The sequence below is a fragment of the Morganella sp. GD04133 genome (assembly GCF_029835375.1).
GTDB lineage: Bacteria > Pseudomonadota > Gammaproteobacteria > Enterobacterales > Enterobacteriaceae > Morganella > Morganella morganii_B.
Genome location: NZ_JAODZS010000015.1, coordinates 68,368 through 94,297, shown reverse-complemented (window position 1 = coordinate 94,297; position 25,930 = coordinate 68,368). Strand labels below are relative to the sequence as shown.

Annotated in this window: 26 protein-coding genes; 6 read left to right on the top strand and 20 right to left on the bottom strand. The window is 55.5% G+C overall.

Annotated elements, in window-relative coordinates:
* Positions 1-4 precede the first annotated feature (4 nt).
* From kdpC to N7387_RS09270, 6 genes are all read right to left on the bottom strand, one after another.
* Positions 5-595 (bottom strand): potassium-transporting ATPase subunit KdpC, encoded by a 591-nt coding sequence (gene kdpC / locus N7387_RS09295; protein ID WP_279798398.1) that lies wholly within the window; start codon positions 593-595, stop codon positions 5-7.
* A gap of 9 nt (positions 596-604) precedes the next feature.
* The gene (gene kdpB / locus N7387_RS09290) at positions 605-2,653 is read right to left on the bottom strand and encodes a potassium-transporting ATPase subunit KdpB (RefSeq protein ID WP_279798396.1); all 2,049 of its coding nucleotides are present in this window, start codon (positions 2,651-2,653) and stop codon (positions 605-607) included.
* A 16-nt stretch (positions 2,654-2,669) separates the two neighbouring features.
* Entirely contained in the window at positions 2,670-4,352 is a 1,683-nt protein-coding gene (gene kdpA / locus N7387_RS09285; RefSeq protein WP_279798393.1) for a potassium-transporting ATPase subunit KdpA, read from the bottom strand.
* Positions 4,352-4,441, bottom strand: a complete 90-nt coding sequence (locus N7387_RS09280) for a potassium-transporting ATPase subunit F (protein ID WP_071997682.1) — start codon at positions 4,439-4,441, stop codon at positions 4,352-4,354. The genes kdpA and N7387_RS09280 overlap by 1 nt, the downstream gene beginning before the upstream one ends.
* A 130-nt stretch (positions 4,442-4,571) precedes the next feature.
* The gene (locus tag N7387_RS09275) at positions 4,572-5,042 is read right to left on the bottom strand and encodes a GNAT family N-acetyltransferase (protein WP_279798386.1); all 471 of its coding nucleotides are present in this window, start codon (positions 5,040-5,042) and stop codon (positions 4,572-4,574) included.
* Complete coding sequence (locus N7387_RS09270) at positions 5,039-5,227, bottom strand: hypothetical protein (RefSeq protein ID WP_279798383.1); 189 nt, start codon at positions 5,225-5,227, stop codon at positions 5,039-5,041. The genes N7387_RS09275 and N7387_RS09270 overlap by 4 nt, the downstream gene beginning before the upstream one ends.
* A 56-nt stretch (positions 5,228-5,283) precedes the next feature.
* Here N7387_RS09270 and N7387_RS09265 point away from each other — a divergent pair, with 56 nt between their 5' ends.
* Positions 5,284-6,126 (top strand): tetratricopeptide repeat protein, encoded by an 843-nt coding sequence (locus N7387_RS09265; RefSeq protein ID WP_279798381.1) that lies wholly within the window; start codon positions 5,284-5,286, stop codon positions 6,124-6,126.
* Here the strand turns inward: N7387_RS09265 and livF are convergent, their stop codons facing one another.
* The 5 genes from livF to N7387_RS09240 are packed head-to-tail and all read right to left on the bottom strand — an operon-like array spanning position 6,127 to position 10,961.
* Positions 6,127-6,828, bottom strand: coding sequence for a high-affinity branched-chain amino acid ABC transporter ATP-binding protein LivF (livF, locus tag N7387_RS09260; protein WP_262882709.1), 702 nt, complete (start codon positions 6,826-6,828; stop codon positions 6,127-6,129). It abuts the gene before it with no gap.
* A complete protein-coding gene (gene livG / locus N7387_RS09255; RefSeq protein WP_262860851.1) occupies positions 6,828-7,598 on the bottom strand; it encodes a high-affinity branched-chain amino acid ABC transporter ATP-binding protein LivG in 771 nt (256 codons plus the stop codon). Before livG ends, livF begins: the two co-directional genes overlap by 1 nt.
* Entirely contained in the window at positions 7,595-8,878 is a 1,284-nt protein-coding gene (locus N7387_RS09250; protein ID WP_279798377.1) for a high-affinity branched-chain amino acid ABC transporter permease LivM, read from the bottom strand. The genes livG and N7387_RS09250 overlap by 4 nt, the downstream gene beginning before the upstream one ends.
* Positions 8,875-9,801 carry a high-affinity branched-chain amino acid ABC transporter permease LivH gene (livH, locus tag N7387_RS09245; RefSeq protein ID WP_004236259.1) on the bottom strand — a complete coding sequence of 309 codons (927 nt, stop codon included), beginning with the start codon at positions 9,799-9,801 and terminating at the stop codon, positions 8,875-8,877. The genes N7387_RS09250 and livH overlap by 4 nt, the downstream gene beginning before the upstream one ends.
* Before the next feature lie 47 nt (positions 9,802-9,848).
* Positions 9,849-10,961 carry a branched-chain amino acid ABC transporter substrate-binding protein gene (locus N7387_RS09240; protein WP_262882713.1) on the bottom strand — a complete coding sequence of 371 codons (1,113 nt, stop codon included), beginning with the start codon at positions 10,959-10,961 and terminating at the stop codon, positions 9,849-9,851.
* A 434-nt stretch (positions 10,962-11,395) separates the two neighbouring features.
* Between N7387_RS09240 and N7387_RS09235 the strand changes: the two genes are divergently transcribed.
* Complete coding sequence (locus N7387_RS09235; RefSeq protein ID WP_279798372.1) at positions 11,396-12,226, top strand: hypothetical protein; 831 nt, start codon at positions 11,396-11,398, stop codon at positions 12,224-12,226.
* Between the two features lies 1 nt (position 12,227).
* Here N7387_RS09235 and N7387_RS09230 read toward each other — a convergent pair whose 3' ends face one another.
* The 8 genes from N7387_RS09230 to ftsY form a co-directional block, all read right to left on the bottom strand.
* The gene (locus N7387_RS09230) at positions 12,228-13,364 is read right to left on the bottom strand and encodes a glycerate kinase (RefSeq protein ID WP_279798369.1); all 1,137 of its coding nucleotides are present in this window, start codon (positions 13,362-13,364) and stop codon (positions 12,228-12,230) included.
* Between the two features lie 12 nt (positions 13,365-13,376).
* Entirely contained in the window at positions 13,377-14,645 is a 1,269-nt protein-coding gene (locus tag N7387_RS09225) for an SLC13 family permease (protein WP_046893048.1), read from the bottom strand.
* Positions 14,646-14,779: 134 nt separating this feature from the next.
* On the bottom strand, positions 14,780-15,901 hold the full coding sequence (locus tag N7387_RS09220; RefSeq protein ID WP_262860845.1) for a sugar diacid recognition domain-containing protein: 1,122 nt from the start codon (positions 15,899-15,901) through the stop codon (positions 14,780-14,782).
* Position 15,902: 1 nt separating this feature from the next.
* Positions 15,903-16,148, bottom strand: a complete 246-nt coding sequence (locus N7387_RS09215; RefSeq protein WP_072869204.1) for a Pathogenicity locus — start codon at positions 16,146-16,148, stop codon at positions 15,903-15,905.
* 76 nt (positions 16,149-16,224) lie between these two features.
* On the bottom strand, positions 16,225-17,079 hold the full coding sequence (rpoH, locus tag N7387_RS09210; RefSeq protein ID WP_279798363.1) for an RNA polymerase sigma factor RpoH: 855 nt from the start codon (positions 17,077-17,079) through the stop codon (positions 16,225-16,227).
* A 170-nt stretch (positions 17,080-17,249) separates the two neighbouring features.
* Positions 17,250-18,221: a permease-like cell division protein FtsX gene (gene ftsX / locus N7387_RS09205; protein ID WP_279798361.1), complete on the bottom strand. Its 972-nt coding sequence runs from the start codon at positions 18,219-18,221 to the stop codon at positions 17,250-17,252.
* On the bottom strand, positions 18,214-18,879 hold the full coding sequence (ftsE, locus tag N7387_RS09200) for a cell division ATP-binding protein FtsE (RefSeq protein WP_004236250.1): 666 nt from the start codon (positions 18,877-18,879) through the stop codon (positions 18,214-18,216). The genes ftsX and ftsE overlap by 8 nt, the downstream gene beginning before the upstream one ends.
* 6 nt (positions 18,880-18,885) lie before the next feature.
* Positions 18,886-21,093, bottom strand: coding sequence for a signal recognition particle-docking protein FtsY (gene ftsY / locus N7387_RS09195; RefSeq protein ID WP_279798429.1), 2,208 nt, complete (start codon positions 21,091-21,093; stop codon positions 18,886-18,888).
* A 269-nt stretch (positions 21,094-21,362) separates the two neighbouring features.
* Between ftsY and rsmD the strand changes: the two genes are divergently transcribed.
* Positions 21,363-21,971 (top strand): 16S rRNA (guanine(966)-N(2))-methyltransferase, encoded by a 609-nt coding sequence (gene rsmD / locus N7387_RS09190; RefSeq protein WP_279798357.1) that lies wholly within the window; start codon positions 21,363-21,365, stop codon positions 21,969-21,971.
* On the top strand, positions 21,962-22,249 hold the full coding sequence (locus N7387_RS09185; RefSeq protein WP_025151899.1) for a DUF1145 family protein: 288 nt from the start codon (positions 21,962-21,964) through the stop codon (positions 22,247-22,249). Before rsmD ends, N7387_RS09185 begins: the two co-directional genes overlap by 10 nt.
* Here N7387_RS09185 and N7387_RS09180 read toward each other — a convergent pair whose 3' ends face one another.
* A complete protein-coding gene (locus N7387_RS09180; protein ID WP_262860841.1) occupies positions 22,250-22,603 on the bottom strand; it encodes a DUF2500 domain-containing protein in 354 nt (117 codons plus the stop codon).
* A gap of 105 nt (positions 22,604-22,708) precedes the next feature.
* Between N7387_RS09180 and N7387_RS09175 the strand changes: the two genes are divergently transcribed.
* Together N7387_RS09175 and N7387_RS09170 are read left to right on the top strand one after the other, a co-directional pair.
* The gene (locus N7387_RS09175; protein ID WP_262860840.1) at positions 22,709-23,341 is read left to right on the top strand and encodes a lysoplasmalogenase family protein; all 633 of its coding nucleotides are present in this window, start codon (positions 22,709-22,711) and stop codon (positions 23,339-23,341) included.
* A gap of 140 nt (positions 23,342-23,481) precedes the next feature.
* Positions 23,482-25,887 (top strand): zinc/cadmium/mercury/lead-transporting ATPase, encoded by a 2,406-nt coding sequence (locus N7387_RS09170; RefSeq protein ID WP_279798352.1) that lies wholly within the window; start codon positions 23,482-23,484, stop codon positions 25,885-25,887.
* The last annotated feature ends 43 nt before the right edge of the window (positions 25,888-25,930 follow it).

Here is a 25,930-nt window from a genome sequence, read left to right as displayed (position 1 = left end):
TCCGTTAGTTCAGGCTGGTTTTGTCCGCCGCATGTGCATCCAGCGCCAGGTTCAGTGTCAGCACGTTCACGATCGGCACACCGGTAAACGCAGGCACCGGGGTGGTGATATGTTCGCGGATCAGTTTCTCCACCTCAGCCTGTGTCATATTACGCGCTTTGGCAACACGCGGTGCCTGCCAGTAAGCGGCCTCCGGGGAGATATCCGGGTCCAGCCCGCTGGCAGAGGCGGTCACCAGGTCAACCGGCACCGTATGCGACGCGTCCGGGTTTTCCGCCCTTAATGTCTCTGCCCGCTGCGCCACCCGCTGTAACAGTTCCGGGTTGCCGGTGCTCAGGTTGCTGCCGCCGGAACTCAGTGCGTTATACGGATGCTCCGCCGTTTCTGACGGGCGTCCGTGAAAATAGCCGGGCTGTGTAAACGGCTGGCCGATCAGCGCCGAGCCTTTGACTTCGTTATTCACTTCAATCAGTGAGCCGTTGGCCTGGCGGGCAAACCACCACTCCCCGAGTGAGGTGGTCAGCAGAGGATAAAATACCCCTGTTACCAGTGCCAGAACCAGAAATATTATGATTGCGGGACGTATCTGACTCATTGTTTATCCTTATACTAACCCTGTCAGGGTCAGTAACATATCGATCAATTTTATACCGATAAACGGCACAACCAGGCCACCCAGTCCGTAGATCCACAGATTACGGCGTAACATCTGTGCGGCACTCAGGGCGTGATACGGTACCCCTTTCAGCGCCAGCGGGATCAGAAAGACGATAATCAGGGCATTGAAGATCACCGCACTTAACATGGCGGAATCCGGTGAGTGCAGGCGCATGATATTAAGCGCATCCAGCTGCGGATAGGTCACCGCAAACGCTGCCGGGATAATCGCGAAATATTTGGCGATATCATTGGAGATACTGAACGTGGTCAGCGAACCGCGTGTCATCAGCATCTGTTTACCAATATGCACCACCTCAATCAGTTTGGTCGGGTTGGAGTCCAGATCGACCATATTCCCCGCTTCTTTCGCCGCCTGGGTGCCCGAGTTCATGGCAACCGCAACATCCGCCTGTGCCAGCGCCGGGGCATCATTGGTGCCGTCGCCGGTCATTGCCACCAGCCGCCCTTCTTTCTGGTACTGACGGATCAGCGCCAGTTTGGCTTCCGGCGTCGCTTCCGCGAGGAAATCATCCACCCCGGCTTCGGCGGCAATCGCCGCCGCCGTCAGCCGGTTATCCCCTGTGATCATCACCGTTTTGATCCCCATCTGACGCAGTTGTGCAAAGCGTTCGCGGATCCCGCCTTTTACGATATCTTTCAGGGCGATCACGCCGAGCACACGGTGCTCTTCCGCCACCACCAGCGGAGTACCGCCGCCGCGTGCAACCTCTTCCACCAGTTTGTCAACCTGCGCCGGGAAGTGACCATGGTTGGCCTCAATATAACGGCGGATAGCATCCACGGAACCTTTGCGGATAGTGCGTCCGTCCACATTGATACCGCTCATGCGGGTCTGGGCGGTAAACGGAATAAAGGTGGCATTCAGGCTTTCCAGGTTGCGTGCCCGCAGGCTGAAACGCTGTTTTGCCAGCACCACGATACTGCGCCCTTCCGGGGTTTCATCCGCCAGGGATGACAGCTGTGCCGCATCCGCCAGCGTTTTTTCATCCACACCGAGTGCGGCGAGGAAAGCAGAGGCCTGACGGTTACCCAGCGTGATGGTGCCGGTTTTGTCCAGCAGCAGCACGTCCACATCCCCGGCAGCTTCCACCGCCCGGCCGCTGGTGGCGATCACGTTAGCCGCCAGCATGCGGCTCATCCCTGCCACACCAATGGCGGAGAGCAGGCCGCTGATGGTGGTCGGGATCAGACAGACCAGCAGGGCGATCATGACCGTCAGAGTGACCGGATGACCGGTATAGGCGGTAAACGGCCAGAGTGTCGCCACCGCCAGCAGGAACACAATACTCAGGGCAGCCAGCAAAATTGTCAGAGCAATCTCGTTCGGCGTTTTGCTGCGTTTCGCACCTTCGACCATGCTGATCATGCGGTCAAGGAAGCTGTCGCCCGGGTTGGCACTGCACTCAATAATCAGCCAGTCGGACAGAATGCGGGTCCCGCCGGTAACAGAGGCAAAATCGCCGCCGGATTCGCGGATCACCGGGGCGGATTCACCGGTAATCGCGCTCTCATCCACAGATGCGCCGCCTTCCAGCACGGTACCGTCACACGGGATCAGATCGCCCGCTTCCACCAGTACCCAGTCCCCTTTGCGCAGGGTGTCGGCAGAGACCATATCAAAGCCGCTGTCACGCTGTGCCGCATGCAGACGCCGTGCGCGGCTGGTTTTTTTCATCCCTTTCAGGCTGTCGGCCTGCGCTTTGCTGCGCCCTTCCGCCAGCGCTTCAGCGAAGTTGGCAAACAGCACGGTAAACCACAGCCACAGGGCGATGGTGAGGGTAAATCCGCCGTTACCGCTGATAAATCCGCTGAACATCCCGGCGGCCAGCAGTGTGGTCAGCAGGCTGCCGCACCAGACAATAAACATCACCGGATTCTGCCACTGCACCACCGGCGAAAGCTTGCGGAATGCATCCGGCAGTGCGCGGCGCACCAGTGCGGGTTCAAATAATCGCTGTGTCTGACGACTCATGGTGTTCTCCCGTCAATCACTTAAGTAAATCAAGAAATTCCGCCACCGGCCCCAGTGCCAGTGCAGGAACAAAGGTCAGTGCGCCGATCAGTAATATTGCGGCAATCAGCAGCCCGGTAAACAGCGGCCCGGTTGTCGGCAATGTGCCTGCACCGGCGGTCCGGATAGTTTTGCTGACCAGCGAACCCGCCAGCATCATCACCAGCGCAATCACCACAAAACGACCCGCAAACATGCAGAATGCCAGCAGCAGGTTCCAGAACGGGGTGTTGGTACTCAGCCCGGCAAAGGCACTGCCGTTATTGTTTGACGCGGATGAGAGGGCATACAGTACTTCACTGAAGCCGTGTGCGCCCGGATTGAGCATGGCGCCGCGTCCGGCTTCCGTCATCATCGCCAGTGCCGTACCGCCGAGAACCAGCGCCGGGGTGACCAGAATCGCCAGCGCGGTCAGTTTCATCTCCCGAACCTCAATTTTTTTGCTGAGGTATTCCGGCGTGCGGCCAATCATCAGTCCGGCGATAAAAACAGCGAGGAAGACAAACAGCATCATGCCGTAGAAACCGGCCCCCACGCCGCCGAAGATCACTTCACCGATCTGCATCAGCCACAGCGGCACCAGACCGCCCAGCGGAGTCAGGGAATCATGCATGCTGTTTACCGCACCGCAGGAGGCGGCTGTAGTCACAGCCACAAACAGCCCGGTGGCAAGGATACCGAAACGGCTCTCTTTCCCTTCCATATTGAACGCGCTGTCGATCCCCATGCCCGCAAAGGCCGGATTACCGTGCGTTTCGCTCCACATCACGGCAGCAGCCGCAGCAACAAAAACAATGGTCATTGCCGCCAGCAGTGCACGACCCTGGCCCGGATTACCGGCACAGCGCCCGAATGCAAAACAGAGTGCCGCCGGGATCAGGAAAATCGCCAGCATCTGCACAAAGTTAGTCAGCGCCGTCGGGTTTTCAAACGGATGCGCCGAGTTGGCCCCGAAGAATCCGCCGCCGTTGGTACCAAGCAGTTTAATTGCTTCCTGAGACGCAACCGGCCCCATCGGCAATACCTGCTGCACGCCTTCCGGCGTGATAATAGTTTGATAATCATGGAAGTTCTGAATAACGCCCTGCGAAATAAAGAACAGCGCAATAATCACAGAGAGTGGTAACAGTAACCACAGCGTGATGCGGGTCAGATCTGCCCACGCATTGCCGAGTGTCTGTACAGAGCGGCGGCACAGGGCGCGGATCAGGGCAAACGCCACGGCGATACCGGTGGCGGCGGACAGGAAGTTCTGTACTGTCAGCCCGGCCATCTGGCTGAAGTAGCTGACCGTGGATTCCCCGCTGTAAGACTGCCAGTTGGTATTAGTGACAAAACTGACCGCCGTATTCAGCGCCAGATCCCATGACATCCCCGGGAAGTGACGCGGGTTGAGCGGTAAATCCGCCTGCAGCATCAGGATCGCCGTCAGGAATATCAGTCCCAGCGCATTAAACAGCAGCAGTGCCGTCAGATATCCCTGCCAGCGCATTTCGTCGCGGCCAATTCCCGCAAAGCGCCACAGTACACCTTCCACACGGCGCAGCACCAGCAGCGGTGTGCCGTCAATAAAGCAGACCAGCAGGTTACTGAGCAGTTTTGCCGCAATCAGCAAAACAATCAGAAACCCGGCGATAAGTAAAAAGGCATTCGCGGCCATCAGAATTTCTCCGCCTTAATCAGGGCATAAAGGAGGTATGCCAGCAGCAGTAATGTACCGGCGATGCCTGCAATAAGAGCCAGACTCATAACTTGTCCTTACATGTGTGAGGTATTCATCATTGAGTCTAGAAAAGCGGGTGCAAAGATGTCGCAAAATTCGGCGGGAAAGGTATAAAAAAAGTATAAAAATGCGGGTTTCCGTCAACCCGCCCTGTTATCACAAATCCAGATGGAAAAACTGATGATGTTCACCGGGCTGATAATCACCAAACGCCGCTCCGGACTGAAAACCGCAGCGGCGGTACAGCGCCAGCGCCGGTTCAAAATCCGGATGGCAGCCGGTCTCCAGGCTCAGGCGGGTCATACCATCCTGTTTTGCCTGTGCAATAATGTGCAGCAGCAGTAATTTACCCGCCCCTTTGCCGCGAAAATCCGGATGAGCCCGCATCGATTTTATTTCACCCTGCGTATCAGAAAGCAGTTTCAGCGCCCCGACAGCCGCGATACGGTCACCGTCCCATACACTCCAGACACGGATGTTATCCGCCCGCAGACCACTTTTGTCCAGGGCATAAACATGCTCCTGCGGCGTATTTTGCGCCATTCCCTGTAAATGCAGGGCAATCAGCGCCCCGGTTTGCGGTGAGGATAAATCATCCGCTTTTATTACAAAATCGTACTCAGTCATAAATGCCTCATATAGCTATAAACGGTAAAAAATCCGGTTTTTTGTCTGCAATAATGACTGCAATAATCATTCCATTTTTTCTGTCTGCCTTTTCCGCCGGTTCCCGTTGCAGAAAAGCGCGTTTTGCACCATTGTGGTGCACCATCAGCGGGCATCCGGGCCTGCCCGCTCTTTACATCGGTCATGATCACCCGGTTATGTCCGCAGGAAACTGATGCCATCATCAATAACAGGATGTGTAATGAAAACCGTCACCACCGCAGGACTCCTGCTTGCCGTACTGTTTACTGCCGCGCCGCTTCAGGCGAAACAGGCGGCAGTACAACATACCGAAGCCAGGGCACTGCGCGGTAATATTGCCGCACAGATAACACTGGCGGATAACTTCCGTACACAGCAGGATATTGTGCAGGCCAAATACTGGTACCGGAAAGCAGCGGAACAAAATAACCCGTATGCTCAGAATGAGCTGGGAAAACTGCTCCTGCTCAATGATCAGTCTGTGAAGTCATTACAGGACGCCAAAATCTGGTTTGAAAAAGCCGCAGTGCAGAAATATGCGCCGGGACAGGTAAATCTGGCCAATGTGTACCTTCATCTGGCCGATTTAAACCATCGTGACAACAAAGAGATGGTGCAGGCCCATTACTGGTTTGAACAGGCCGCCAGGCAGAATATGGCCGTTGCCCGGTATCAGCTGGGTATGATGTATTTATATGGCGAAGGGGCGGATCAGGATATCAGTAAAGCCAGAACCTGGTTCGAGAAAGCGGCAGCTCAGGATCAGCCGGACGCGCTTTATCAGCTGGGTGTAATGTATTATCGCGGAAAAGGCTGTGAACGGAGTGATTGCGCCATTGCCCGGAATTTTTATGAGCGCGCGGCGCGGCAGTCACACGGCCCGGCTCAGTTTTATCTCGCCATGATGTCTCTTCAGGGGCACGGCACGCAGCAGGATTACAGCGAAGGTGTGGCGCTGATGAAAGCTGCCTGTGACAACGGCGAGCCGGAAGCCTGCCCGTGGGTAAAAAATCTGACAGAAAATGAGGATACATTCCGTCAGATTTTCTCCGGAAAACCGTAATCAGCCGCCCAGATAGGCGCTTCTGACCGCTTCATTCACCAGCAGTGCCGGACCGGTATCCTCCAGTACGACCCGCCCGTTTTCAAGCACATAACCTCTGTCTGCCAGTTTCAGCGCCTGGTTGGCATTCTGTTCGACCAAAAAGATAGTCATACCCGCATCGCGCAGTTCACGGATGGTATCGAAAATCTGCATAATAATAATCGGCGCCAGCCCGAGGGACGGTTCATCCAGCAGTAACAACTGAGGGCTGCTCATCAGCGCGCGGCCGATAGCCAGCATCTGCTGCTCACCACCGGACATTGTTCCCGCCCGCTGATGGCGGCGCTCCTGAAGCCTCGGGAAAAGCTCATACACCTGAGCAATCCGTGCCTGATACTGCGGTTTGGATGCAAAAAATCCGCCCATGGCCAGATTCTCTTCTACCGTCATCCGCCCGAACACGCGCCGCCCTTCCGGCACCAGTGCAATGTCTTTGCGCATGATCTGCGCCGTCGGCAGTGCCGTGATGTTCTCCCCGAGATAGCGGATCTCACCGGTGGTTGCCCGCGGCTCCCCGCACAGTGTGCTGAGCAGCGTGGTTTTCCCCGCGCCGTTCGCGCCGATCAGGGTGACAATTTCCCCTTTGCGCACCGACAGACTGACGTCATGCAGCGCCTGAATTTTGCCGTACTGCGCGGAGACATGATTAAATTCCAGCATCAGTATGCCTCCCCCAAATACGCACGGATCACATCCGGATGGTTGCGGATCGCCGCCGGGCTGCCGCTTGCCAGCGGCGTTCCCTGGTTCACCACATAGATCCGGTCTGAAATTCCCATCACCAGTTTCATATCATGTTCGATCAGCAGGACAGAGACGCCGTGCTCCGCCCGCAGTTCCGCGATCAGTGCATCGAGGTCGTCCGTTTCTTTCGGGTTCAGCCCGGCCGCCGGTTCATCCAGCATCAGAATATCCGGCCGGGTCACCATACAGCGGGCGATTTCCAGCCGCCGCTGCTGACCATACGCCAGGTTACCCGCCTGCCGGTTTGCCAGTGCCGTCAGCCCGATTCTGTCCAGCCACATCACCGCACGCTCCGTGGCTTCACGCTGATCACGGCGGAATGAGGGCAATGTCAGCAGCCCGGCGAGTAATCCGCTTTTATGATGCTGATGCTGCGCCACCAGCAGGTTTTCAATCACCGTCATTTCCCGGAATAAACGCACATGCTGGAAGGTGCGGATCATACCGAGACGGGCGATTGCCTGTCCGGATAACCCCTGCACCGGTTTTCCGCGCAGCAGGATCTGCCCGTCCGCCGGTTTGTAGAAACCGGTCAGGCAGTTGAAGATCGTGGTTTTTCCCGCACCGTTGGGGCCGATCAGAGAGACTATCTCGCCCCGGTTCAGCTCCAGCGATACATTGTTCACCGCCAGCAACCCGCCGAAACGCATGGTCAGGCCGGAGACCTGCAATAAGGTATCAGTCATTGCGCACCTCCGGTTTTTTCCGCATCCGTTGTGCTGACTTTCAGGTGCGGACGCGACACCGGCAGTAATCCCTGCGGTCGCCAGACCATCATCAGCACCATCAGCGCCCCGAGCAACAGCATGCTGTAAGCGTTCAGATCACGCATCATTTCACGGGAAACCACCAGGATAACGGCGGCCAGAATCACCGAGGTTTGTGAGCCCATACCGCCCAGCACCACCACTGCCAGCACAAAAGCCGATTCTGTGAAGGTAAAGGATTCCGGGCTGATAAAACCCTGACGGGCGGCAAATAACGTACCCGCCACCCCGGCAAAGGCCGCACTGATAGTAAATGCCGTCAGTTTGATGCGTGTCGGGCTGAGCCCCAGCGAGCGGCAGGCGATTTCATCCTCACGCAGCGCTTCCCACGCCCGGCCCAACGGCATTCTCAGTAACCGGCTGATAATAAACAGTGTTGCCAGTACCAGCAGCAGCGCGACCAGATACAGGAAGATAATACGATCGCCCGGGTCATACGCCAGGCCGAAGAAATTATGGAACGTATCCCAGCCGCCCTCTTTGGCGGTCCGGCTGAATTCCAGCCCGAACAGCGTCGGTTTCGGGATCTGACTGATGCCGTTCGGCCCGCCGGTAAATTCCGTATTATTCAGCAGCAGAATACGGACAATTTCCCCGAAGCCGAGTGTCACAATCGCCAGATAATCCCCCCGCAGCCGCAGCACCGGAAAACCGAGCAGCAGGCCGGACAGCGCCGCGGCAATACCGGCCAGCGGCAGGCTCTGCCAGAATCCCCAGCCGAAATAGTGGTTCATCAGCCCGTAGGTGTACGCCCCGATGGCATAAAACCCGGCGTAGCCCAGCACCAGCAGGCCGGATAACCCGACCACCACATTCAACCCGAGGCCGAGCATCACATAGATAAAGGTTAAGGTGGCGATATCCACACTGCCGCGCGACACCATAAACGGCCAGATAATGGCAGCGATAATAATCAGCCCGGCAATAATTTTCTGCGTGTTGGTGGAGCCGTCAAAACCCGGCAGTGATACGCTGCTTTTCGGCAGACGTGCCGTCAATTTTTTCAGCGACGGGCGCACCAGCTGAAAAATAAAGACAATCACACAGCCGGTGCCAATCCACTCCCAGCGGACGGCATCGGCGTTGCGGACAATCAGACGGGTGCCGTCGAGGGACAATTGCAGCCCCATCATCACGGAGGCCAGCACAAACAGCGTTGCGGTGGCGACAATGGCGTTGATCCAGTGAGATTTTGTCATACCTTTTCAACCTCCGGACGCCCGAGGATCCCGGTCGGCATCACCAGTAACACAAGGATAAGCAAGCCGAATGACACCACATCTTTATATTCCGTACTGAAATAGGCGGAGGTCATGGCTTCTGACACGCCGAGGATCACCCCGCCGATCATCGCCCCGGGAATACTGCCGATCCCGCCGAGAACAGCTGCGGTAAAGGCTTTCATCCCGGCCATAAAGCCAATGTACGGGTTGATCACGCCGTAAAACTGTCCCAGCAGCACCCCGGCCACCGCTGCCATTGCTGCACCGATCACAAAGGTCAGTGCGATTACGCGATCGGTGTTGATCCCGAGCAAACCGGCCATTTTCAGATCTTCCGCACAGGCCCGGCAGGCGCGGCCCATTCGTGAGTAACGGATAAAAAGGGTCAGCGCCAGCATGGCCAGCACCGTCACCACCCAGATGGTGATCTGCATAGCGGAAACCGTGGCGGAGAAACCGCCGCTTTCCCCGAAGGTCCAGCGACCGTTGATCAGCCCGGGCAGCGCGAGATCGCGGGAGCCCTGGGAAAGACTGACAAAGTTTTGCAGAAAAATGGACATCCCGATCGCCGAAATCAGGGCAATCAGCCGTTTTGAGTGACGGACAGGCCGGTAGGCGACCCGTTCGATACTCCAGCCATAGGCACTGGCAATAATTATCGCTGTAATAAATGCAGCGGTAATTAACAGCCAGCCGACATCAATCCCCAGCATCATCAGCCCGGCAATCACAATAAACGAGACGTAACTGCCGATCATATATACTTCGCCGTGGGCAAAGTTAATCATACCGATAATGCCGTACACCATGGTGTAACCGATGGCGATCAGGGCATAGGTGCTTCCCAGCGTTAATCCGTTCAGCAATTGTTGCGTAAAATATAATAATTGTTCTGACATAGCGCACTCCCCTGAAACACACTGCCCGCATCAGTCACCACTGCGGATCAGTTCAGCGGTGATGAGGTTCCGTCTTTGTGCCATTCAAATACGCCGAACTCGAAACCTTTCAGATCCCCGTTTGGTGTCCAGCTCAGTTCGCCCATGACCGTTTCGACCGGCTTACCTTTCAGATCGGCGGCCAGATCCGCCGGTTCCATGCTGCCGCTGCGCTGCATTGCGGTGGTCAGTGACTGTAATGCGGCATAGGTTGTCCAGACGAATGGCCCGGTCGCATCCAGTTTCTTCGCTGCCAGGGCATCCACCACCGGTTTGTTGGCAGGCACCTGGTCATAGCGTTTCGGCAGCGTCACCAGCATGCCTTCAGATGCGTCACCGGCAATGTTGGAGAGTGAGGAGTTACCCACGCCTTCCGGCCCCATAAAGCGGATATTCAGCCCCGCCTGTTTTGCCTGGCGTAAAATCTGTCCCATTTCCGGGTAGTAACCGCCGAAATAGACAAAATCGACATTTTCTTTCTTCAGACGCGCCACCAGCGCGGAGAAATCTTTATCACCTGCCGTGACCCCTTCAAACAGCACTTCTTTCACCCCGGCGTTGTTCAGATTGTCTTTCACGGAACGCGCCAGGCCTTCACCGTACTGCTGCTTGTCATGCACCACGGCAATACGCTGCGGTTTCACTTTTTCGAGGATATATTTTGCGGCAGTCGGGCCCTGGTCAGAATCCAGGCCGGTGGTGCGCATGATCAGGCTGTAACCGCGCGTGGTTAAATCCGCATTGGTTGCCGCCGGGGTGATCATCAGGATCCCTTCGTCCTCATAAATATCTGACGCGGGTTGTGTGGAGGAGGAGCAGAGGTGTCCGATCACATAACGCATGCCGTCATTAATCACTTTGTTGGCGACCGCCACCGCCTGTTTCGGGTCACAGGCGTCATCGTATTCGGTGATCACCAGTTTATTGCCGTTAATCCCGCCTTTGGCGTTGATGTCCTCAATCGCCTGACGGGCACCGGTAAACTCCATATCACCGTATTGTGCGACCGGCCCGGACATTGCGCCCACCACCGCGACTTTAATATCTTCAGCGTACGCCGCTGCACTTAATGCACAGGATACAGCCCCGGCAATGACGGCCATTTTCATTGTTTTTTTCATCAGAACATCCCCATCGGTTAGCTTTGCAGTGACCGGACGGTCAGCATGTGCGGTATTTTTAAAAGTTCCGTTATAATGAGTCGCATTACATTAATTAATGCTTTATTTTCAGTTCATTAAACAGGATTTTTATTCTGAAAAGCAAATCAGAAAAGGAGATTATTGCATCATTAACAGGATAATATCCGGTTGCAATCGGGTGTTTTTTCGGCAAAAAACAGTGTTATAAACTGGTTAATGATTCGTTAAGGATAACTTAATGCGGAAATTCATCATCGGAAAAATAGTTTTCCCCACTATTCCGATAGCAATTATCTCTCTTTGTTATTAGATTCATCCGGCGACGTAGTAACCCGGGATCTGATTCAGTTTACTGATTGATTTGTCCGGATCCGGGTTTTCTGTTCACTCTGACTGATGGAATGGTCCGCGCCATGAATAAACTAACAGGCATACTCCTGCTCACTTTTGCGCTGCCGCTGACTGCGGCAGCGGTAACCCCCGGTCAGTGCGATACTGCTGCTCAGGATATTAACCGGCAAAATACATTTATTATTACCGGCACGAAATATTACGGGCCGGTAAAATCAATCACCATCACGTCTTACCGCTCGATGGGGCTTATCCTGTGGGTGAAAGAAAAACTGCACTTCGGTCCGTGCGCTGACCTGACACAATATGATTATGAATACCGTGAAATGGCGATAGAAGAAGGCCAGGTACCGATTACGCAAACCACACAAATCATGCCGGAAAATCCGGATCAGGCGACCATCACCATCAGTAATGTGATCCCGGGCGATACCACACTGAGCACGCAGATTGATCAGCAATATACCCGTAATGCAGAAAACCGGATCGTCAGCCTGACAGAATCCTATAAAACAACGCCGGATAACCAATCCTGGCAGTCAGAAACCCGCTACCGTTATCAAAATAATCGCCTGGTTTCCGGGAAAGAGACAGAGAACGGTGAAACACGGGTGACGGTTTATCATTATGGCACTGACGGGCTGCTGACTGATATTGAGCAGCCGAATGTGATGACGCAGGAATATACCTATAACGAACAGAATCAGGTCGTCAGCGTCACACAAAAACTGCCGACATTCTGGGGAAAAAGCACCTATTCCTATAACTGCTACCGATGGGATAAGTACGGAAACTGTGAATTGCAGACCATGATCAAAGCGATCCAGTTAGAAGGTTCTGCCACTATTCAGAGCAGCGGGATCACGCTGGAATCCCGCTACGAATATTACTGATTTATCCTGTTTTCATCGCCAGTACCGCTGCGATATTACGGGCGGCAACTTCAATATTGACCGCCGCCTGTGCCAGTGCCTCATCCAGAGAGCAAACCCGCGGGATCACAGAGAACACGGCATCAATACCGTGTTCATGCACAACGGCATAGTCGTCACTCATCCCGCCAACCAGCGCGATCACCGGAATTCCGCGCGCTTTTGCGGCTTTCGCCACACCCGCCGGGGTTTTTCCCTGAATCGTCTGACTGTCCATCCGCCCTTCCCCGGTGATCACCAGATCAGCGTCTTTCACCACCGCGTTCAGATCCAGTGTTTCGATCACCATCTCAATACCCGGCTGCATCCGGGCATCAAGCCATGCCATCAGCGGAACGCCCATGCCGCCTGCCGCGCCGGCACCGGCGACATCACTCAGTGATTTGCCGGTCAGGGATTCAATCACTTCCCCGTAGTGACGCAGCGCCGCATCCAGCTCACTGACTATCGCCGGTGTCGCGCCTTTCTGCGGCCCGAAGGTGGCAGATGCCCCTTTCGGTCCGCACAGCGGATTATTCACATCACAAGCCACCACAAACTCTGTCTTCGCCAGACGCGGATCCAGCCCGGACAAATCCGCGGAGGCCAGTGTTGCCAGCGCACTGCCGCCGAATGGCAGTGAGTTTCCCTGTTCATCACGGAATACCACGCCCAGCGCCTGCATCATCCCGGCACCGCCGTCATTGGTGGCACTGCCGCCGATCCCGAGGATAATTTTCTCCGCGCCGTCATCCAGCGCTGCCAGGATAAGTTCCCCGGTGCCGAAGGTGGTGGTTATGCGCGGGTCGCGCTGTGCCGGGGGCACCAGATGTAACCCGGAGGCGGCTGCCATCTCAATAATGGCAGTTTTGCCGTCACCGGACAGCCCGTAAAACCCGGTCACTTTATTCCCCAGTGGTGCTGTAACCCCGGTTTCTTTCAGTGTTCCCTGTGTGGCTTCAATAATAGAGACCACTGTGCCCTCGCCGCCGTCCGCCATCGGCAGTTTGATGTACTGCGCATCAGGGAAAATGGTTCTGAATCCCGCTTCCACCGCATCAGCGACCTGAAGGGCGGTCAGACTCTCTTTAAATGAATCCGGAGCAATCACTATTTTCATACTTAATTCCTTTTACCCACCAAACCCGAAGACACCGAAAATCAGTGTGGAGACAATCGCGATCACCAGACCCACCATGGTTTCGTAAGGCAGTAATTTCAGACGCTCATGAACCTGCATATTGACACTGCCGCCGGTTGCATGGAAGAAGCTGCCGTGCGGCATCTGGTCGAGCACCACCGCACCGGCGTGGATCATCGCCGCCCCGGCCAGCGCACTCACGCCCAGATCAAGCAGTGTTGAGCTGAATACCGCAGATGCCACCGCCGTACCCGCTGTGGTGGATGCGGTTGCCATGGACATCAGTGCCCCGGAAATCGGTGCCAGCAGATAGGATGGCAGACCGGACGCCGTCAGGCCGTTAATTAACACATCTTTCAGACCGGAGTTGGCGATAATCCCCGCCAGGGTTCCGGTTCCCAGCAGCATAATTGCCACCGGTGCCATCCGGCTCAGCCCGGAGGTAATAAAATGATTAGACTGGCGGAAGCGTCCCATGATCAGCGCACCGGCCAGACCGCCGACCGGCAGGGCGATCAGCGGATCAATGCTGATACCGGCGACCGGACGCAGTGACAGCAGAAAAATTGCCACCAGCGGGGCACTCATTGCCGCCCAGAATCCCGGTAACTTACCATCATGATGCGCCGCAATCAGCTCTTCCTGCGTCACTTTTGAACCACGGTGAACCAAACGCTTCGCCAGAAAATACGCCACGATCAGCCCGAAAATGCCCGGGATAATCCCCGCCGCCATCAGTGATGTCAGCGGCACGTTAAAGTTATCCGCCGCTGCAATGGTGTTCGGGTTCGGAGACATCACGTTACCCGCTTTACCGCCGCCGATCATCGCCAGCAGAATCGCCATTTTGGACAAGTCCGCGCGGTGCGCAATCGCCAGCGCAATCGGCGAAACGGTGATAACCGCCACGTCGATAAACACACCAACGGCTGTCAGTAACAGGGTTGCCACCGCCAGCGCCAGCAGTGCCCGCTTTTCACCCACTTTACGGACAATGGTTTCCGCAATGGTATTCGCCGCACCGGATTCAATCAGTACCCCGGCCAGCACACCCGCCGCCAGAATACGCAGCACCGCGTTGGTGATCCCCTGAGCACCGGTGACCATCAGTGTCACCGTCTGCACCAGATCCGCACCGCCGACCAATCCTCCGGCCAGCGCCCCCGCCATCATCCCGTATACCGGCGGTACTTTTTTCAGTATTAACCCTATCGCCACGACCAGCGCAACCATTGCGCCCAAAGCTGAAACAGTCACCATGTGCAGACTCCTGCTGTAGTTATGATTATTCGGACAGAACAGGAGGCATTATGGCGGCAGCCATCAGGTTAAGCTTGAGAGGTTCCGACAAAAAAGAACGGGCTGAAACCGCGTATTTTGTACAAACGCACAAATCACAGATCGGTCAGCATACCGAAATAAAGCTGAATCATTGACTCCAATCTATTGATATTTAAGCCAGTAATCGATTCAACACGCTGAAGGCGGTAACGGAGGGTATTTGTGTGAATATGCAGCGTTTTTGTGGTTTGAGACAGATCACAATTCTGATCAAAATAGGTCTTCAGGGTATGACACAACACACGGCGGCTGTCCGCCGCTTTCAGTTTCTGCCAGGCGGAGGCCAGTTCAGCGGCCTGCCAGCTCTCCTGAAATCCCTGTAACAAGGCGGGTAATTTGACTTCATCGTAAAAAATGGTTTTCTGACGGCTGTACGCCGGGGTCTGCCCCAGTTGCTGCACAGCGCAGGCACTCTGCCAGGAGCGGTGCAGACCATTGTTTCCGTGAAAGAAACCGCCGACATACATCAGCAGATCCGGCAGCTGGCGGCGCAGTGCCTGTAACTGCTTCTGCACCGGAGAGAGCGGCTGAAAATCCGCATCACAGGCCACCGGTTTCAGCACCACGAGGGAATTTATTCCCCGGATACTGACCAGCAAATCCATTTTCAGATTATCAATATAGTCCACCAGACGGTGAAACCGCTCATGATCCGGCGCAGGCAGTGCGAGGATCAGGGCTATGCGGGGTTTATCGGGGGAGATCCCGAGATAGGCAGCGATCGATTTTACCGACTGCGGCTGCTGCTCCGGGCTTATCAGCTGGCTGACCAGCTCATCACGGTAACGGCGATCCCACTGGGATTTTTCCAGCAGATCGGCCTGCTCCAGCACCAGCTCCGCCGCCATGCGCACCAGCTCAGCGTAGTTGCGCACTTCATCCGGTCTGCCGGAAATCCCGACCACCCCCACCATGGTATCGCGGAAAATCACCGGCAGATTAATACCCGGTTTCACGCCTTTCAGCGTGGCGGCGGTGGCTTCATCAATTTCCACAATGCGGTTTTCTGTCAGTGCCAGCACCGCACCTTCATGGCGCTGATTGACCCGCTGCGGGTCACCGGACGCAATAATCACGCCCTGTGCATTCATCACATTCACGGAGTAACTGAGGATTTGCATCGCCCGCTGAACAATCAGCCGGGCAGTGCGCTGATCGAGCTGAACCGGTGTCATATCAGGACGGATTCTGTGCCTGGCGTGCTGCCGCAATGGCAGACTCAATGGCTTTTCTGGCCAGCGGACTGTTGCGCCAGCAGGTAGAGCCGGTAAGTGCCGCACCGGCACTCAGCAGGGATTGGGCATCCGCGGCGGCAAGCTGATTAAGATCAGAAAATCCCATCTGCTCAAGGCGTTCGATAACTTTCGCACCCACGCCCTTTACCGCCAGCAGAACTGCTTTGTCTTCAGACGAAAAAGCCATAATATCCCCCGTCAGTGATTATCAGAAAATACGATGGCTGCCATAACAGATCGCCGCAGAAACGGGCGCATTGTTATCAGCCCTCAATCGCCTCGCGCAGTTTTTTCATGGCATTTTTTTCCAGCTGACGGACGCGCTCGGCGGAAACGCCGTATTTGTCCGCCAGTTCCTGGAGGGTGGTTTTGCTGTCATCATCCAGCCAGCGGGCACGGATAATGTCACGGCTGCGATCGTCCAGTGAATCAATCGCCAGGGTGAGTTTGTCCGTGGCGTGGCTGTCCCAGTTATCTTCCTCAATTTCATCAGCGAAATCAGAGGATTTATCTTCCAGGAACAGTGCCGGTGCCACCACAGGGTGATCGCCGTCGTCGTCATCGGACATATCAAATGCCATGTCCTGCGCCGCCATACGGGATTCCATTTCCAGCACATCTTTGCTGGTCACCCCCAGCTCTTTCGCCACCATTTCCACTTCATCCTGGTTAAACCAGCCGAGGCGTTTTTTGGATTTACGCAGATTAAAAAACAGTTTGCGCTGTGCTTTGGTGGTGGCAATTTTGACGATGCGCCAGTTACGCAGCACATACTCATGAATTTCAGCTTTGATCCAGTGAACCGCAAACGATACCAGGCGCACACCCATTTCCGGGTTAAAGCGGCGCACGGCTTTCATCAGCCCGATGTTGCCTTCCTGGATAAGATCCGCCTGAGGCAGGCCATAACCTGAATAACTGCGGGCGACATGGATAACAAACCGCAGATGCGACATGATCAGTTTTTTGGCGGCCTCAAGGTCGCCGTCATAATACAGACGCTCAGCCAGCTCTTTTTCTTCTTCGGCTGTCAGCATCGGATACTGGTTAGCTGCCCGGATATAGGCCTCAATGCTCCCTTGCGGAACTAAAACAGGGAATTGCGTATCTTTAGTCATTCAGTCCTCAGTACAAATAAAAATGACGTCGGCAGACAATAATAGTGAACAGTGTACAACACAGGACAGAGTTACGCCTATCACTTAGTGCCGGCGCTGTCATTTGATTGAATGTAAACCGGTGATGCGGGATATCCGGCGGGGTAATACCCCGCCGGATAATAAGACCGTTACTGTGGCATAAAATTCCGTAAATGACGGACCGTTGCCAGCCAGGCAGCTATCCAGCCAATCATACCGGACACCAGCACAATCAGCAGCGCTTCGTCCCAGTCCAGCCCGGTCAGTGTAAATGTGGTCCCGAAAATTTTGGAGACATCGGTCACCACATCCCCCAGTTTCCAGACCAGCAATGCGGACAACACCAGTGACAGCACTGCGCCGAACGCCCCGAGCAACATACCGCCGTTGAGGAACGGACGCAGAATAAAACCGTCTGTCGCGCCGATCAGTTTCATCACATTGATGGTTTCGCGGCGGCTGAAAATATTGAGCCGTACACTGTTGCCGATCACCAGGAACAGCGCCACAACCATCAGTACCCCGATCAGGGAAGCTATCTGCCCCACCAGGCCGGTCAGTGCCGCCAGCCGGGCAAACCAGCTGTCATCCATCCGTACCTCATCAATCCCGGACAGTGCCGTGACGCGATCACGCAGGGTAGAGAGCGTGTCGCTGCTCTGCATATCCACTTTCGGGGTGACAATCGCCACCGCCGGCAGCGGGTTCTCTTCCAGCATATCCAGTGCGGTACTGAAACCGGACCAGGCACGGAATTCGGTTATTGCCTGGTCACGGGAGAGATAATTGACACTCTCCACGCCATCGAGCGCTTTCAGCTCGTCCGCCAGTTTCTGTCCGCCCTGTTCATCCAGACCTTTATCCAGATAAACGGTCAGCTGCGGAGTCGGATACCACTGTTGCGCCGCATGGCTGACGTTTTTCCAGACGATATAAAAGACGCTCGGCAGTGTCAGGGAAATCGCAATCACCATCACTGTCAGCAGTGTTGACAGCGGCTGGCGCAGCATATCGCCCAGTGTGTTTACCCACGCATGTCGCCACTGTTCCCGCCAGCCGCCTTTCAGGGCTTTGGCTTTGGACGGCATTTTTTTTGCCGGTTTACGCGGTTGCTTAACCATGATGACCTCCCGCCATGCGTCCCTGACTCAGCGTCAGCACGCGGTAATTGCGCCGTTCAATCAGCATGATATCGTGCGTTGCCATCAGAACAGTGACCCCCACACGGTTAAACTCTTCAAACAGCCGTAAAATGCCTTCTGACAGTTCACTGTCCAGGTTACCGGTCGGTTCATCCGCCAGCAGTACCATTGGTTTATTTACCACGGCACGGGCAATGCCCACGCGCTGCTGTTCACCGCCGGAGAGCTGTACCGGGAAGTTACGGGCCTTATCCAGCAGACCGACTTTATCCAGCGCGGCACTGACGCGGCGGCGGATATCTTCCGGGCTGGCACCGGCAATGATCAGCGGCATCGCCACATTGTCATATACCGTGCGATCCAGCAGCAGATGGTGATCCTGAAAAATCATGCCGATTTGGCGGCGCAGGAAAGGCACTTCACGGTTTTTCAGACGGCTGATATTGTGGCCGTCAAATAAAATGGTGCCGTCACTGGGTCGCTCAATCCCACAAATCAGTTTCAGCAGGGTACTCTTCCCTGCGCCGGAATGGCCGGTCAGGAAGACCATCTCCGCCGGGCGGATATGGAAATCCACCCCCTGGAGCGCCTGACGACCGCCTAAATAGGCTTTACTGACGTGTTCAAAGCGAATCATGGATGATTAATCCTCCCGGGCAAAAAGTGCCTCAATAAAATCACCGGCTTTGAAAGGACGCAGATCTTCAATACCCTCACCCACCCCGATATACCGGATAGGAATACCGAACTGGTCTGCGATGGCAAAGATCACACCACCTTTCGCCGTTCCGTCAAGTTTGGTCAGAGTCAGCCCGGTCAGGCCGACCGCTTCATTAAAGAGACGCGCCTGGCTGACAGCGTTCTGTCCGGTGCTGGCATCTAATGTCAGCATAATTTCATGCGGGGCATCTTCATCGAGTTTTTTCATCACCCGCACGATTTTCTTGAGTTCTTCCATCAGGTGCGCTTTGTTCTGCAGACGCCCTGCGGTGTCGGCAATCAGCACATCCACCCCTTTGGCTTTGGCGGACTGGATGGCATCAAAAATCACCGAGGCCGGGTCCGCGCCGGTGTGCTGCGCCACGACAGGGATATTGTTGCGCTCGCCCCAGACCTGGAGCTGTTCCACCGCAGCGGCACGGAAGGTATCTCCGGCAGCCAGCATGACAGATTTACCCTGAGCCTGATACTGACGCGCCATTTTACCGATGGTGGTGGTTTTACCGACACCATTGACGCCGACCATCAGGATCACATACGGTTTTTTATCTCCAATTTCCAGCGGCTTATCGACGGTTGCCAGGATCTCGCCCATTTCTTCGCGCAGTTTAACATATAAGGCTTCCGCATCTTTCAGATCACGGCGGCTGGCATGCTGAGTCAGACTGGTGATGATCTTGCGGGTGGTTTCCACACCGACATCTGCCACCAGTAACTGTTCTTCCAGTTCTTCAAACAGATCGTCATCGATCTTTTTACCACGGAAGATCCCGAAGAAACCGGAGCCGATATTCTCACGGGTGCGTACCAGACTGCGTTTCAGACGGGCAAAGAACCCTTCTTTTGCCGGTCTTTCCTGTGTCTCTGCCGGGGCCGGCGACTCATTTTCAACCAGTACCGCGTCCTGTGCTTCCGCTTCAGCTTCAGCTTCCGCGAGACGGCGGGCTTCTTCCTCTTGCGCAAGGCGCTGTTCTTCCGCCAGACGCGCCTGTTCAGCGGCTTCGGCGTCACGCTGTTTCTGCTCCAGCGCTAAACGCTGTTGCTCTGCGGCTTCTTCTTCCGCCCGGCGTTTATCTTCAGCGATACGCTGCTGTTTTGCCGCTTCCGCATCACGCAGTGCCTGCGCCTGCGCGCGGCGCTGTTCTTCTTGCGCGCGCTGCTGCTCTGCGGCCTGTTCTTCTGCCAGCCGTTTTTCTTCCGCGATACGCTGCTGTTTTGCTGCTTCCGCATCACGCAGTGCCTGCTCTTGCGCACGGCGCTGTTCTTCTTCCGCACGGCGCTGTGCCGCGGCCTGTTCTTCTGCCAGCCGTTTTTCTTCCGCGATACGCTGTTGTTTCGCAATTTCCGCGTCACGCAGTGCCTGCTCTTTCAGGCGGCGCTGTTCTTCTTCCGCGCGCTGCTGTTCAGCTGCCTGTTCTTCAGCCAGCCGTTTTTCTTCCGCGATACGCTGTTGTTTTGCGGTTTCCGCATCACGCAGTGCCTGCTCCTTCAGACGGCGCTGTTCTTCTTCCGCACGCTGCTGCTCTGCCGCCTGTGCTTCCGCCAGCCGTTTTTCTTCTGCCAGACGCTGCTGTTTAGCGGTTTCCGCATCACGCAGTGCCTGCTCCTTCAGACGGCGCTGTTCTTCTTCCGCACGCTGCTGCTCTGCCGCCTGCGCTTCCGCCAGACGTTTTTCTTCTGCCAGACGCTGCTGTTCGGTGATTTCAGCATTGCGGCGCGCCTGCTCCTGTGCAAAGCGCTGCTGTTCCGCCGCTTCTGCATCACGGCGGGTCTGCGCTTCTGCCTGACGGATCTGTTCAGCCGCTTCCGCGTCACGACGGGCCTGTTCTTCCGCCTGACGGGCTTTTTCAGCCGCTTCGGCATCACGGCGGGCCTGCTCTTCCGCTAAACGTGCCTGTTCAGCCGCTTCGGCATCACGACGGGCCTGTTCTTCCGCCTGACGGGCGTCTTCCGCCGCTTCTTCATCACGACGCGCCTGCTCTTCCGCCTGACGGGCTTCTTCTGCTGCTTCTTCATCACGACGCGCCTGCTCTTCCGCTAGACGCGCCTGTTCTTCCTGTGCTGCCTGTTCGTCATCTTTACGACCAAAACCCAGCCAGGAAAAAAAACCTTTTTTCTTCTCTTTTGCCACAGCCACTATACTCCTTGCATACTGCCACCCGTCACCTTCCGGCACGGTATGTCCGGAAAATCCTGAGCAGATATGGCGTCTTTATCATCATTAGTTGCAAATCAGACGCAGTCTATCATTTCACAGGATGGTTGCGCATCGGCTTTCCGTAATTTCATATTAAATTTAAACGAATTCTTACAAAACCTGCGTATAATATTCCGCTATTTTCCTGTCTGTTATTCATATTTCTGAATTAATAATTTCAGAATTAATAAGTTACGAAGGTTATGGTTAAAAAAGCTCAAACCGCACCACAAGGGCAGATCCGCATTATCGCCGGTCTCTGGCGCGGACGTAAACTGCCGGTTCTGACACATGACGGCCTGCGCCCGACCACGGATCGCGTGCGCGAAACCCTGTTTAACTGGCTGATGCCGGTAATTAACGGCGCGCGCTGTCTTGATGCGTTCGCAGGCAGCGGCGCACTCGGTTTTGAGGCACTTTCCCGCTATGCCTCTGCTGTGACATTTACGGAACTCAACCGCGCCGTTGCAACTCAGATCAGCGCCAATGCCCGTCTGCTCAAGTGTGAACAGGCCACTGTCGTTAATCAGAGTGCCCTGCAGTTTCTGGCGCAGCCGGGAACGCCGTTTGATGTGGTGTTTCTCGACCCGCCGTTCCGTAAAGGACTGCTTCAGGAAACCGTTGATTTACTGGAGACAAACAACTGGCTCAGCCCGGAGGCAATGATCTACATTGAAGCCGAGGCGGAATCAGACACACTGGTTGTTCCGGATAACTGGGTGTGCCACCGGGAGAAGGTGGCCGGCCAGGTTGCATATCGTCTTTATCTGCGTCAGACGCAGACGACTGAACAGGAGTCCGTATGTTCCTGATTAATATTGGCCGCATACTGATGCTGGCTGTCTGGGGTTTTCTGATTTTCAGCCTGGTGCATCCGTTCCCGAAACCGCTGAATATCTTTATGCATATCGCCACCTTTTTTATGGTGGTGATGCACGGGCTGCTGATGGCGCTGTTTAATGCCGGTCAGCCGCAGGATAAAAAACTGACCGCCGCCGGTAAAGTGCGCGTCTTTTTATTCGGTGTGTTTGAACTGCTCGCCCTGCTGCGCCGCCAGCAGGCAGAACTGAAAGATCAGGATAAACCCTGATCAGCGCAGCGGCTCATAACGGATAAACCTCGTCCCCTGCATTGACAGCGTTCCGCGTGAATGCAGGGTAATCGCCTTATATTCATCCTCTTTGATATACACCACAATGGGTTTCCCCGACAGCGGCGTGAAATGCACCTCATAACGGAAGGTTTCCGGGAAAACCACATCCCGCTCACGGGAGCGCATATTCGGATATGGATAATCCTTTTTCTCTGTCACCGTGACCTGATATGCCGCCACCGCAGCGTGGTCATTTATCTCATTTTGTTTGCGCTGTTCAAAGAAGCGGCGGGTCGCCAGGATAATAATCAAAGCAGCGACAATAAAACCTAACAAACCGAATTTATTCATGAGTATGGTTGTTTTCCTGCAATCTGGTTGATCGTGTTCTGTAAATACGGGATATTATCAAATATTCAGGTGTTAATCGCCATCAACATACCTCAAGGACACCCTATGAATTGGCCATTTATTGCTGTACTTTTTTCCGGCTGGCTCTATATCGACGCCGCCTACCGGGGACCAAACTGGCAGCGCTGGGTTTTCCGTCCCGTCACCCTGCTGCTGTTGCTGCTGTGGGCGTGGAGCGGGGATTACGGGCTGGATATCTCCGGGTATCTGGTGTGTGTCGGGCTGTTAGTGGCTATTGTCTCCGATACCATCCGCCTGGTTGCTGATAATAAAATCGACCTGTCGCTGTATACCAGTGCTGTGTTTTATCTGCTCTATGCCCTGAGTTTCGCCCTGCTCAATAATTTTACCTTCTATATTCCGCTGATGATTGCCATGCCGGTGATTGCCATCGCGGTACTTGCGCTGCTCTGGTACAAACTCGGCGATCATAAAGTACCGGTGCTGACAGCACTGCTCAGTGCGCTGGTGATGGGCTGGCTTGCCGGAGAGCAGTTCTTCGGGCTGGGTACCGATTACAACTTCTCCCTGATGATCGGGGCATTCTGTCTGGTGCTGAACCTGATCCTCTGGCTGATCAACCGCTTCCTGTTTACCTTTAAACTGGCAAAAGCGATTTACTCCACCTTCTATTTCCTCGGACATTTCCTGATTGTCCGCGCCATCACGCTGATGTAATTCTGCTTCTGACAACAGGAGCGCACAATTTGCCAATAATTATGCGCCCCTGTTGTTGACTCTGGAGTAGACTCCAATGTGTACACTTCCTGTTAATGAGAAAAATTAACATCAACTCACCGTTGAACAGGGAGGTGTTTATGCACCCTAACAAAGAACATCATGAGCATACTCACAGCAGCAGCTGCTGCGGCAGCAAATCTGCCTGCACCACCGGCGGAAAAAGTGAGTCACAGGCTCATCAGCCACACGCCACTGCCGCACACGATCACAGTGAGCATGAACATCCGGAACACGACGACGATGAGTCCCGTGCGCATGGTCATGCCCCGCACGATCATGCGCATTCTGAACACGACCATGACCACACCAGTCATGAACACGCACACGGCAGCTGCTGTTCACACGATCACGCCGCCGCCGATGATACCGCGCCGCCTGAATTAAGCGGCAGCCAGCGTTACAACTGGCAGGTGGAAGGGATGGACTGCCCGAGCTGTGCGCGCAAGATTGAAACTGCCGTTCTGAAAATTGCGGCGGTCACCCAGGCAAAAGTGATGTTTGCCACGGAAAAACTGGTGGTGGATGCTGCCGGGGATGTCCGCGCGGATGTGACCAGTGCCGTGCAGCAGGCCGGATTTGTCCTATGGGATCTGAACGGCGGCAGTGCCGCACCGAAGAAAAAAGAAGAGCAGAGCCTGCTGAAACAGGCAACACCGATGCTGATTCTTGCGGTGCTGATTGCACTCAGCTATGCGCTGGAGTTTGTAAATCCGGTGCTGGGCAAATACGCCTTTATCGCCTCAACGCTGATCGGGCTGTTCCCGATCGCCAAAAGCGCGCTGCGTCTTATCCGCTCCGGTACGCCGTTTGCGATTGAAACGCTGATGACGGTCGCGGCAGTCGGTGCCATTGTGATCGGTGCCACTGAAGAAGCAGCCATGGTTATCCTGCTGTTCCTGCTGGGCGAAATGCTGGAATCCTATGCGGCAGGCCGCGCTCGGCGGGGTGTCAGCGCGCTGATGGCACTGGTGCCGGAAGATGCGGTGGTGATTAAGGACGGGCAGAAAGTCTCCGTACCGGTTGCACAGCTGCGTCCCGGTGACATTATTGAAATCGCACCGGGCGGACGCCTGCCGACAGATGCTGAGCTGCTCAGTGAGTTTGCGAGCTTTGACGAAAGTGCCCTGACCGGGGAATCCGTCCCGGTTGAGCGGGCACAGGGTGAAAAAGTGGCCGCCGGTTCGCTGTCAGTGGATCGCGCAGTGCAGATGAAAGTGGTCTCCGAGCAGGGCCAGAACGCCATCGACCGCATTCTGACACTGATCGAGGAAGCGGAAGAGCGCCGGGCACCAATCGAGCGCTTTATCGACCGCTTCAGCCGTTACTATACGCCGATGATCATGCTGTTCTCTGCCCTGGTGATTGTCATTCCGCCGCTGTTTATGGGACAGGAATGGTATCCGTGGATCTACCGGGGTCTGACACTGCTGCTGATTGGTTGTCCGTGTGCGCTGGTTATCTCCACCCCGGCGGCAATCACCTCCGCGCTGGCTGCCGCCACCCGCCGTGGTGCGCTGATCAAAGGCGGTGCCGCACTGGAGCAGCTGGGTACCGTGACCACTGTCGCGCTGGATAAAACCGGTACGCTGACAGAAGGTAAACCGCAGGTGACTGATATTGTTGCCCTGAATAATCACAGTGATGCCGATGTGCTGATGTTTGCCTCCGCCGTGGAAAGCGGGTCACATCATCCGTTAGCCAAAGCGATTCTGGAGCGTACTGAGGCTCAGGGGCTGACCATCACCGAAGCGGAAAACCGCAAAGCCCATGCCGGTAAAGGGGTTGACGGGGTTCTCAACGGTGTGACCATCCTGGTCAGCGCACCGGGTAAACTGGCTGACGGTCTGCTGACGGAAGCCGCTGCGGCAGACGTCACCCGGCTGGAAAATGAAGGGAAAACGGTCGTTGCTGTGGTTGCAGGCAACCAGCTGACCGGACTTATCGCCATGCAGGATACGCTGCGCAGTGATGCCATTGAGGCCATCGGTCAGCTGAAAGCGATGGGTGTCAGCGCCGTGATGCTGACCGGGGATAACCCGCGTGCAGCCGCCGCTATCGCCGGTACCATCGGCATGGATTTCCGCGCCGGACTGATGCCGGAAGATAAAGTCAAAGCGGTGATGGCGCTGAATAACGATCATCACACCATGATGGTCGGCGACGGTATCAATGATGCCCCGGCAATGAAAGCGGCCGGTATCGGGGTTGCCATGGGCAGCGGGACCGATGTGGCACTGGAAACCGCCGATGCCGCACTGACTCATAACCGCCTGACCGGTATTGCCGAAGTGATCACGCTGTCACGAGCCACCCGTAAGATCATCCGCGAGAACATTACTATCGCGCTGGGGCTGAAAGCGGTGTTCCTGGTCACCACTCTGATGGGGCTGACCGGCCTGTGGGTTGCGGTTCTGGCTGACTCCGGAGCAACCGCACTGGTGACCGCCAACGCTGTCCGCCTGCTGCGGGTCATGAAAAAATAACCTCTGCGGATATACCAAAAGACGTTTATGCATCAATGCCGGT

Bases quoted from the DNA above. Each gene is read 5' to 3' on its own strand.
- kdpC (WP_279798398.1), bottom strand. From the start codon at position 595: ATGAGTCAGATACGTCCCGCAATCATAATATTTCTGGTTCTGGCACTG.
- livH (WP_004236259.1), bottom strand. From the start codon at position 9,801: ATGTCAGAACAATTATTATATTTTACGCAACAATTGCTGAACGGATTA.
- rsmD (WP_279798357.1), top strand. From the start codon at position 21,363: ATGGTTAAAAAAGCTCAAACCGCACCACAAGGGCAGATCCGCATTATC.
- N7387_RS09270 (WP_279798383.1), bottom strand. From the start codon at position 5,227: ATGACCGATGTAAAGAGCGGGCAGGCCCGGATGCCCGCTGATGGTGCA.
- N7387_RS09180 (WP_262860841.1), bottom strand. From the start codon at position 22,603: ATGAATAAATTCGGTTTGTTAGGTTTTATTGTCGCTGCTTTGATTATT.
- N7387_RS09280 (WP_071997682.1), bottom strand. From the start codon at position 4,441: ATGAGTCTGGCTCTTATTGCAGGCATCGCCGGTACATTACTGCTGCTG.
- ftsX (WP_279798361.1), bottom strand. From the start codon at position 18,221: ATGGTTAAGCAACCGCGTAAACCGGCAAAAAAAATGCCGTCCAAAGCC.
- N7387_RS09175 (WP_262860840.1), top strand. From the start codon at position 22,709: ATGAATTGGCCATTTATTGCTGTACTTTTTTCCGGCTGGCTCTATATC.
- N7387_RS09170 (WP_279798352.1), top strand. From the start codon at position 23,482: ATGCACCCTAACAAAGAACATCATGAGCATACTCACAGCAGCAGCTGC.
- N7387_RS09250 (WP_279798377.1), bottom strand. From the start codon at position 8,878: ATGACAAAATCTCACTGGATCAACGCCATTGTCGCCACCGCAACGCTG.
- N7387_RS09265 (WP_279798381.1), top strand. From the start codon at position 5,284: ATGAAAACCGTCACCACCGCAGGACTCCTGCTTGCCGTACTGTTTACT.
- N7387_RS09240 (WP_262882713.1), bottom strand. From the start codon at position 10,961: ATGAAAAAAACAATGAAAATGGCCGTCATTGCCGGGGCTGTATCCTGT.
- livG (WP_262860851.1), bottom strand. From the start codon at position 7,598: ATGACTGATACCTTATTGCAGGTCTCCGGCCTGACCATGCGTTTCGGC.
- N7387_RS09235 (WP_279798372.1), top strand. From the start codon at position 11,396: ATGAATAAACTAACAGGCATACTCCTGCTCACTTTTGCGCTGCCGCTG.
- ftsE (WP_004236250.1), bottom strand. From the start codon at position 18,879: ATGATTCGCTTTGAACACGTCAGTAAAGCCTATTTAGGCGGTCGTCAG.
- livF (WP_262882709.1), bottom strand. From the start codon at position 6,828: ATGCTGGAATTTAATCATGTCTCCGCGCAGTACGGCAAAATTCAGGCG.
- N7387_RS09275 (WP_279798386.1), bottom strand. From the start codon at position 5,042: ATGACTGAGTACGATTTTGTAATAAAAGCGGATGATTTATCCTCACCG.
- kdpA (WP_279798393.1), bottom strand. From the start codon at position 4,352: ATGGCCGCGAATGCCTTTTTACTTATCGCCGGGTTTCTGATTGTTTTG.
- N7387_RS09220 (WP_262860845.1), bottom strand. From the start codon at position 15,901: ATGACACCGGTTCAGCTCGATCAGCGCACTGCCCGGCTGATTGTTCAG.
- N7387_RS09215 (WP_072869204.1), bottom strand. From the start codon at position 16,148: ATGGCTTTTTCGTCTGAAGACAAAGCAGTTCTGCTGGCGGTAAAGGGC.
- N7387_RS09225 (WP_046893048.1), bottom strand. From the start codon at position 14,645: ATGGTGACTGTTTCAGCTTTGGGCGCAATGGTTGCGCTGGTCGTGGCG.
- N7387_RS09230 (WP_279798369.1), bottom strand. From the start codon at position 13,364: ATGAAAATAGTGATTGCTCCGGATTCATTTAAAGAGAGTCTGACCGCC.
- kdpB (WP_279798396.1), bottom strand. From the start codon at position 2,653: ATGAGTCGTCAGACACAGCGATTATTTGAACCCGCACTGGTGCGCCGC.
- N7387_RS09185 (WP_025151899.1), top strand. From the start codon at position 21,962: ATGTTCCTGATTAATATTGGCCGCATACTGATGCTGGCTGTCTGGGGT.
- rpoH (WP_279798363.1), bottom strand. From the start codon at position 17,079: ATGACTAAAGATACGCAATTCCCTGTTTTAGTTCCGCAAGGGAGCATT.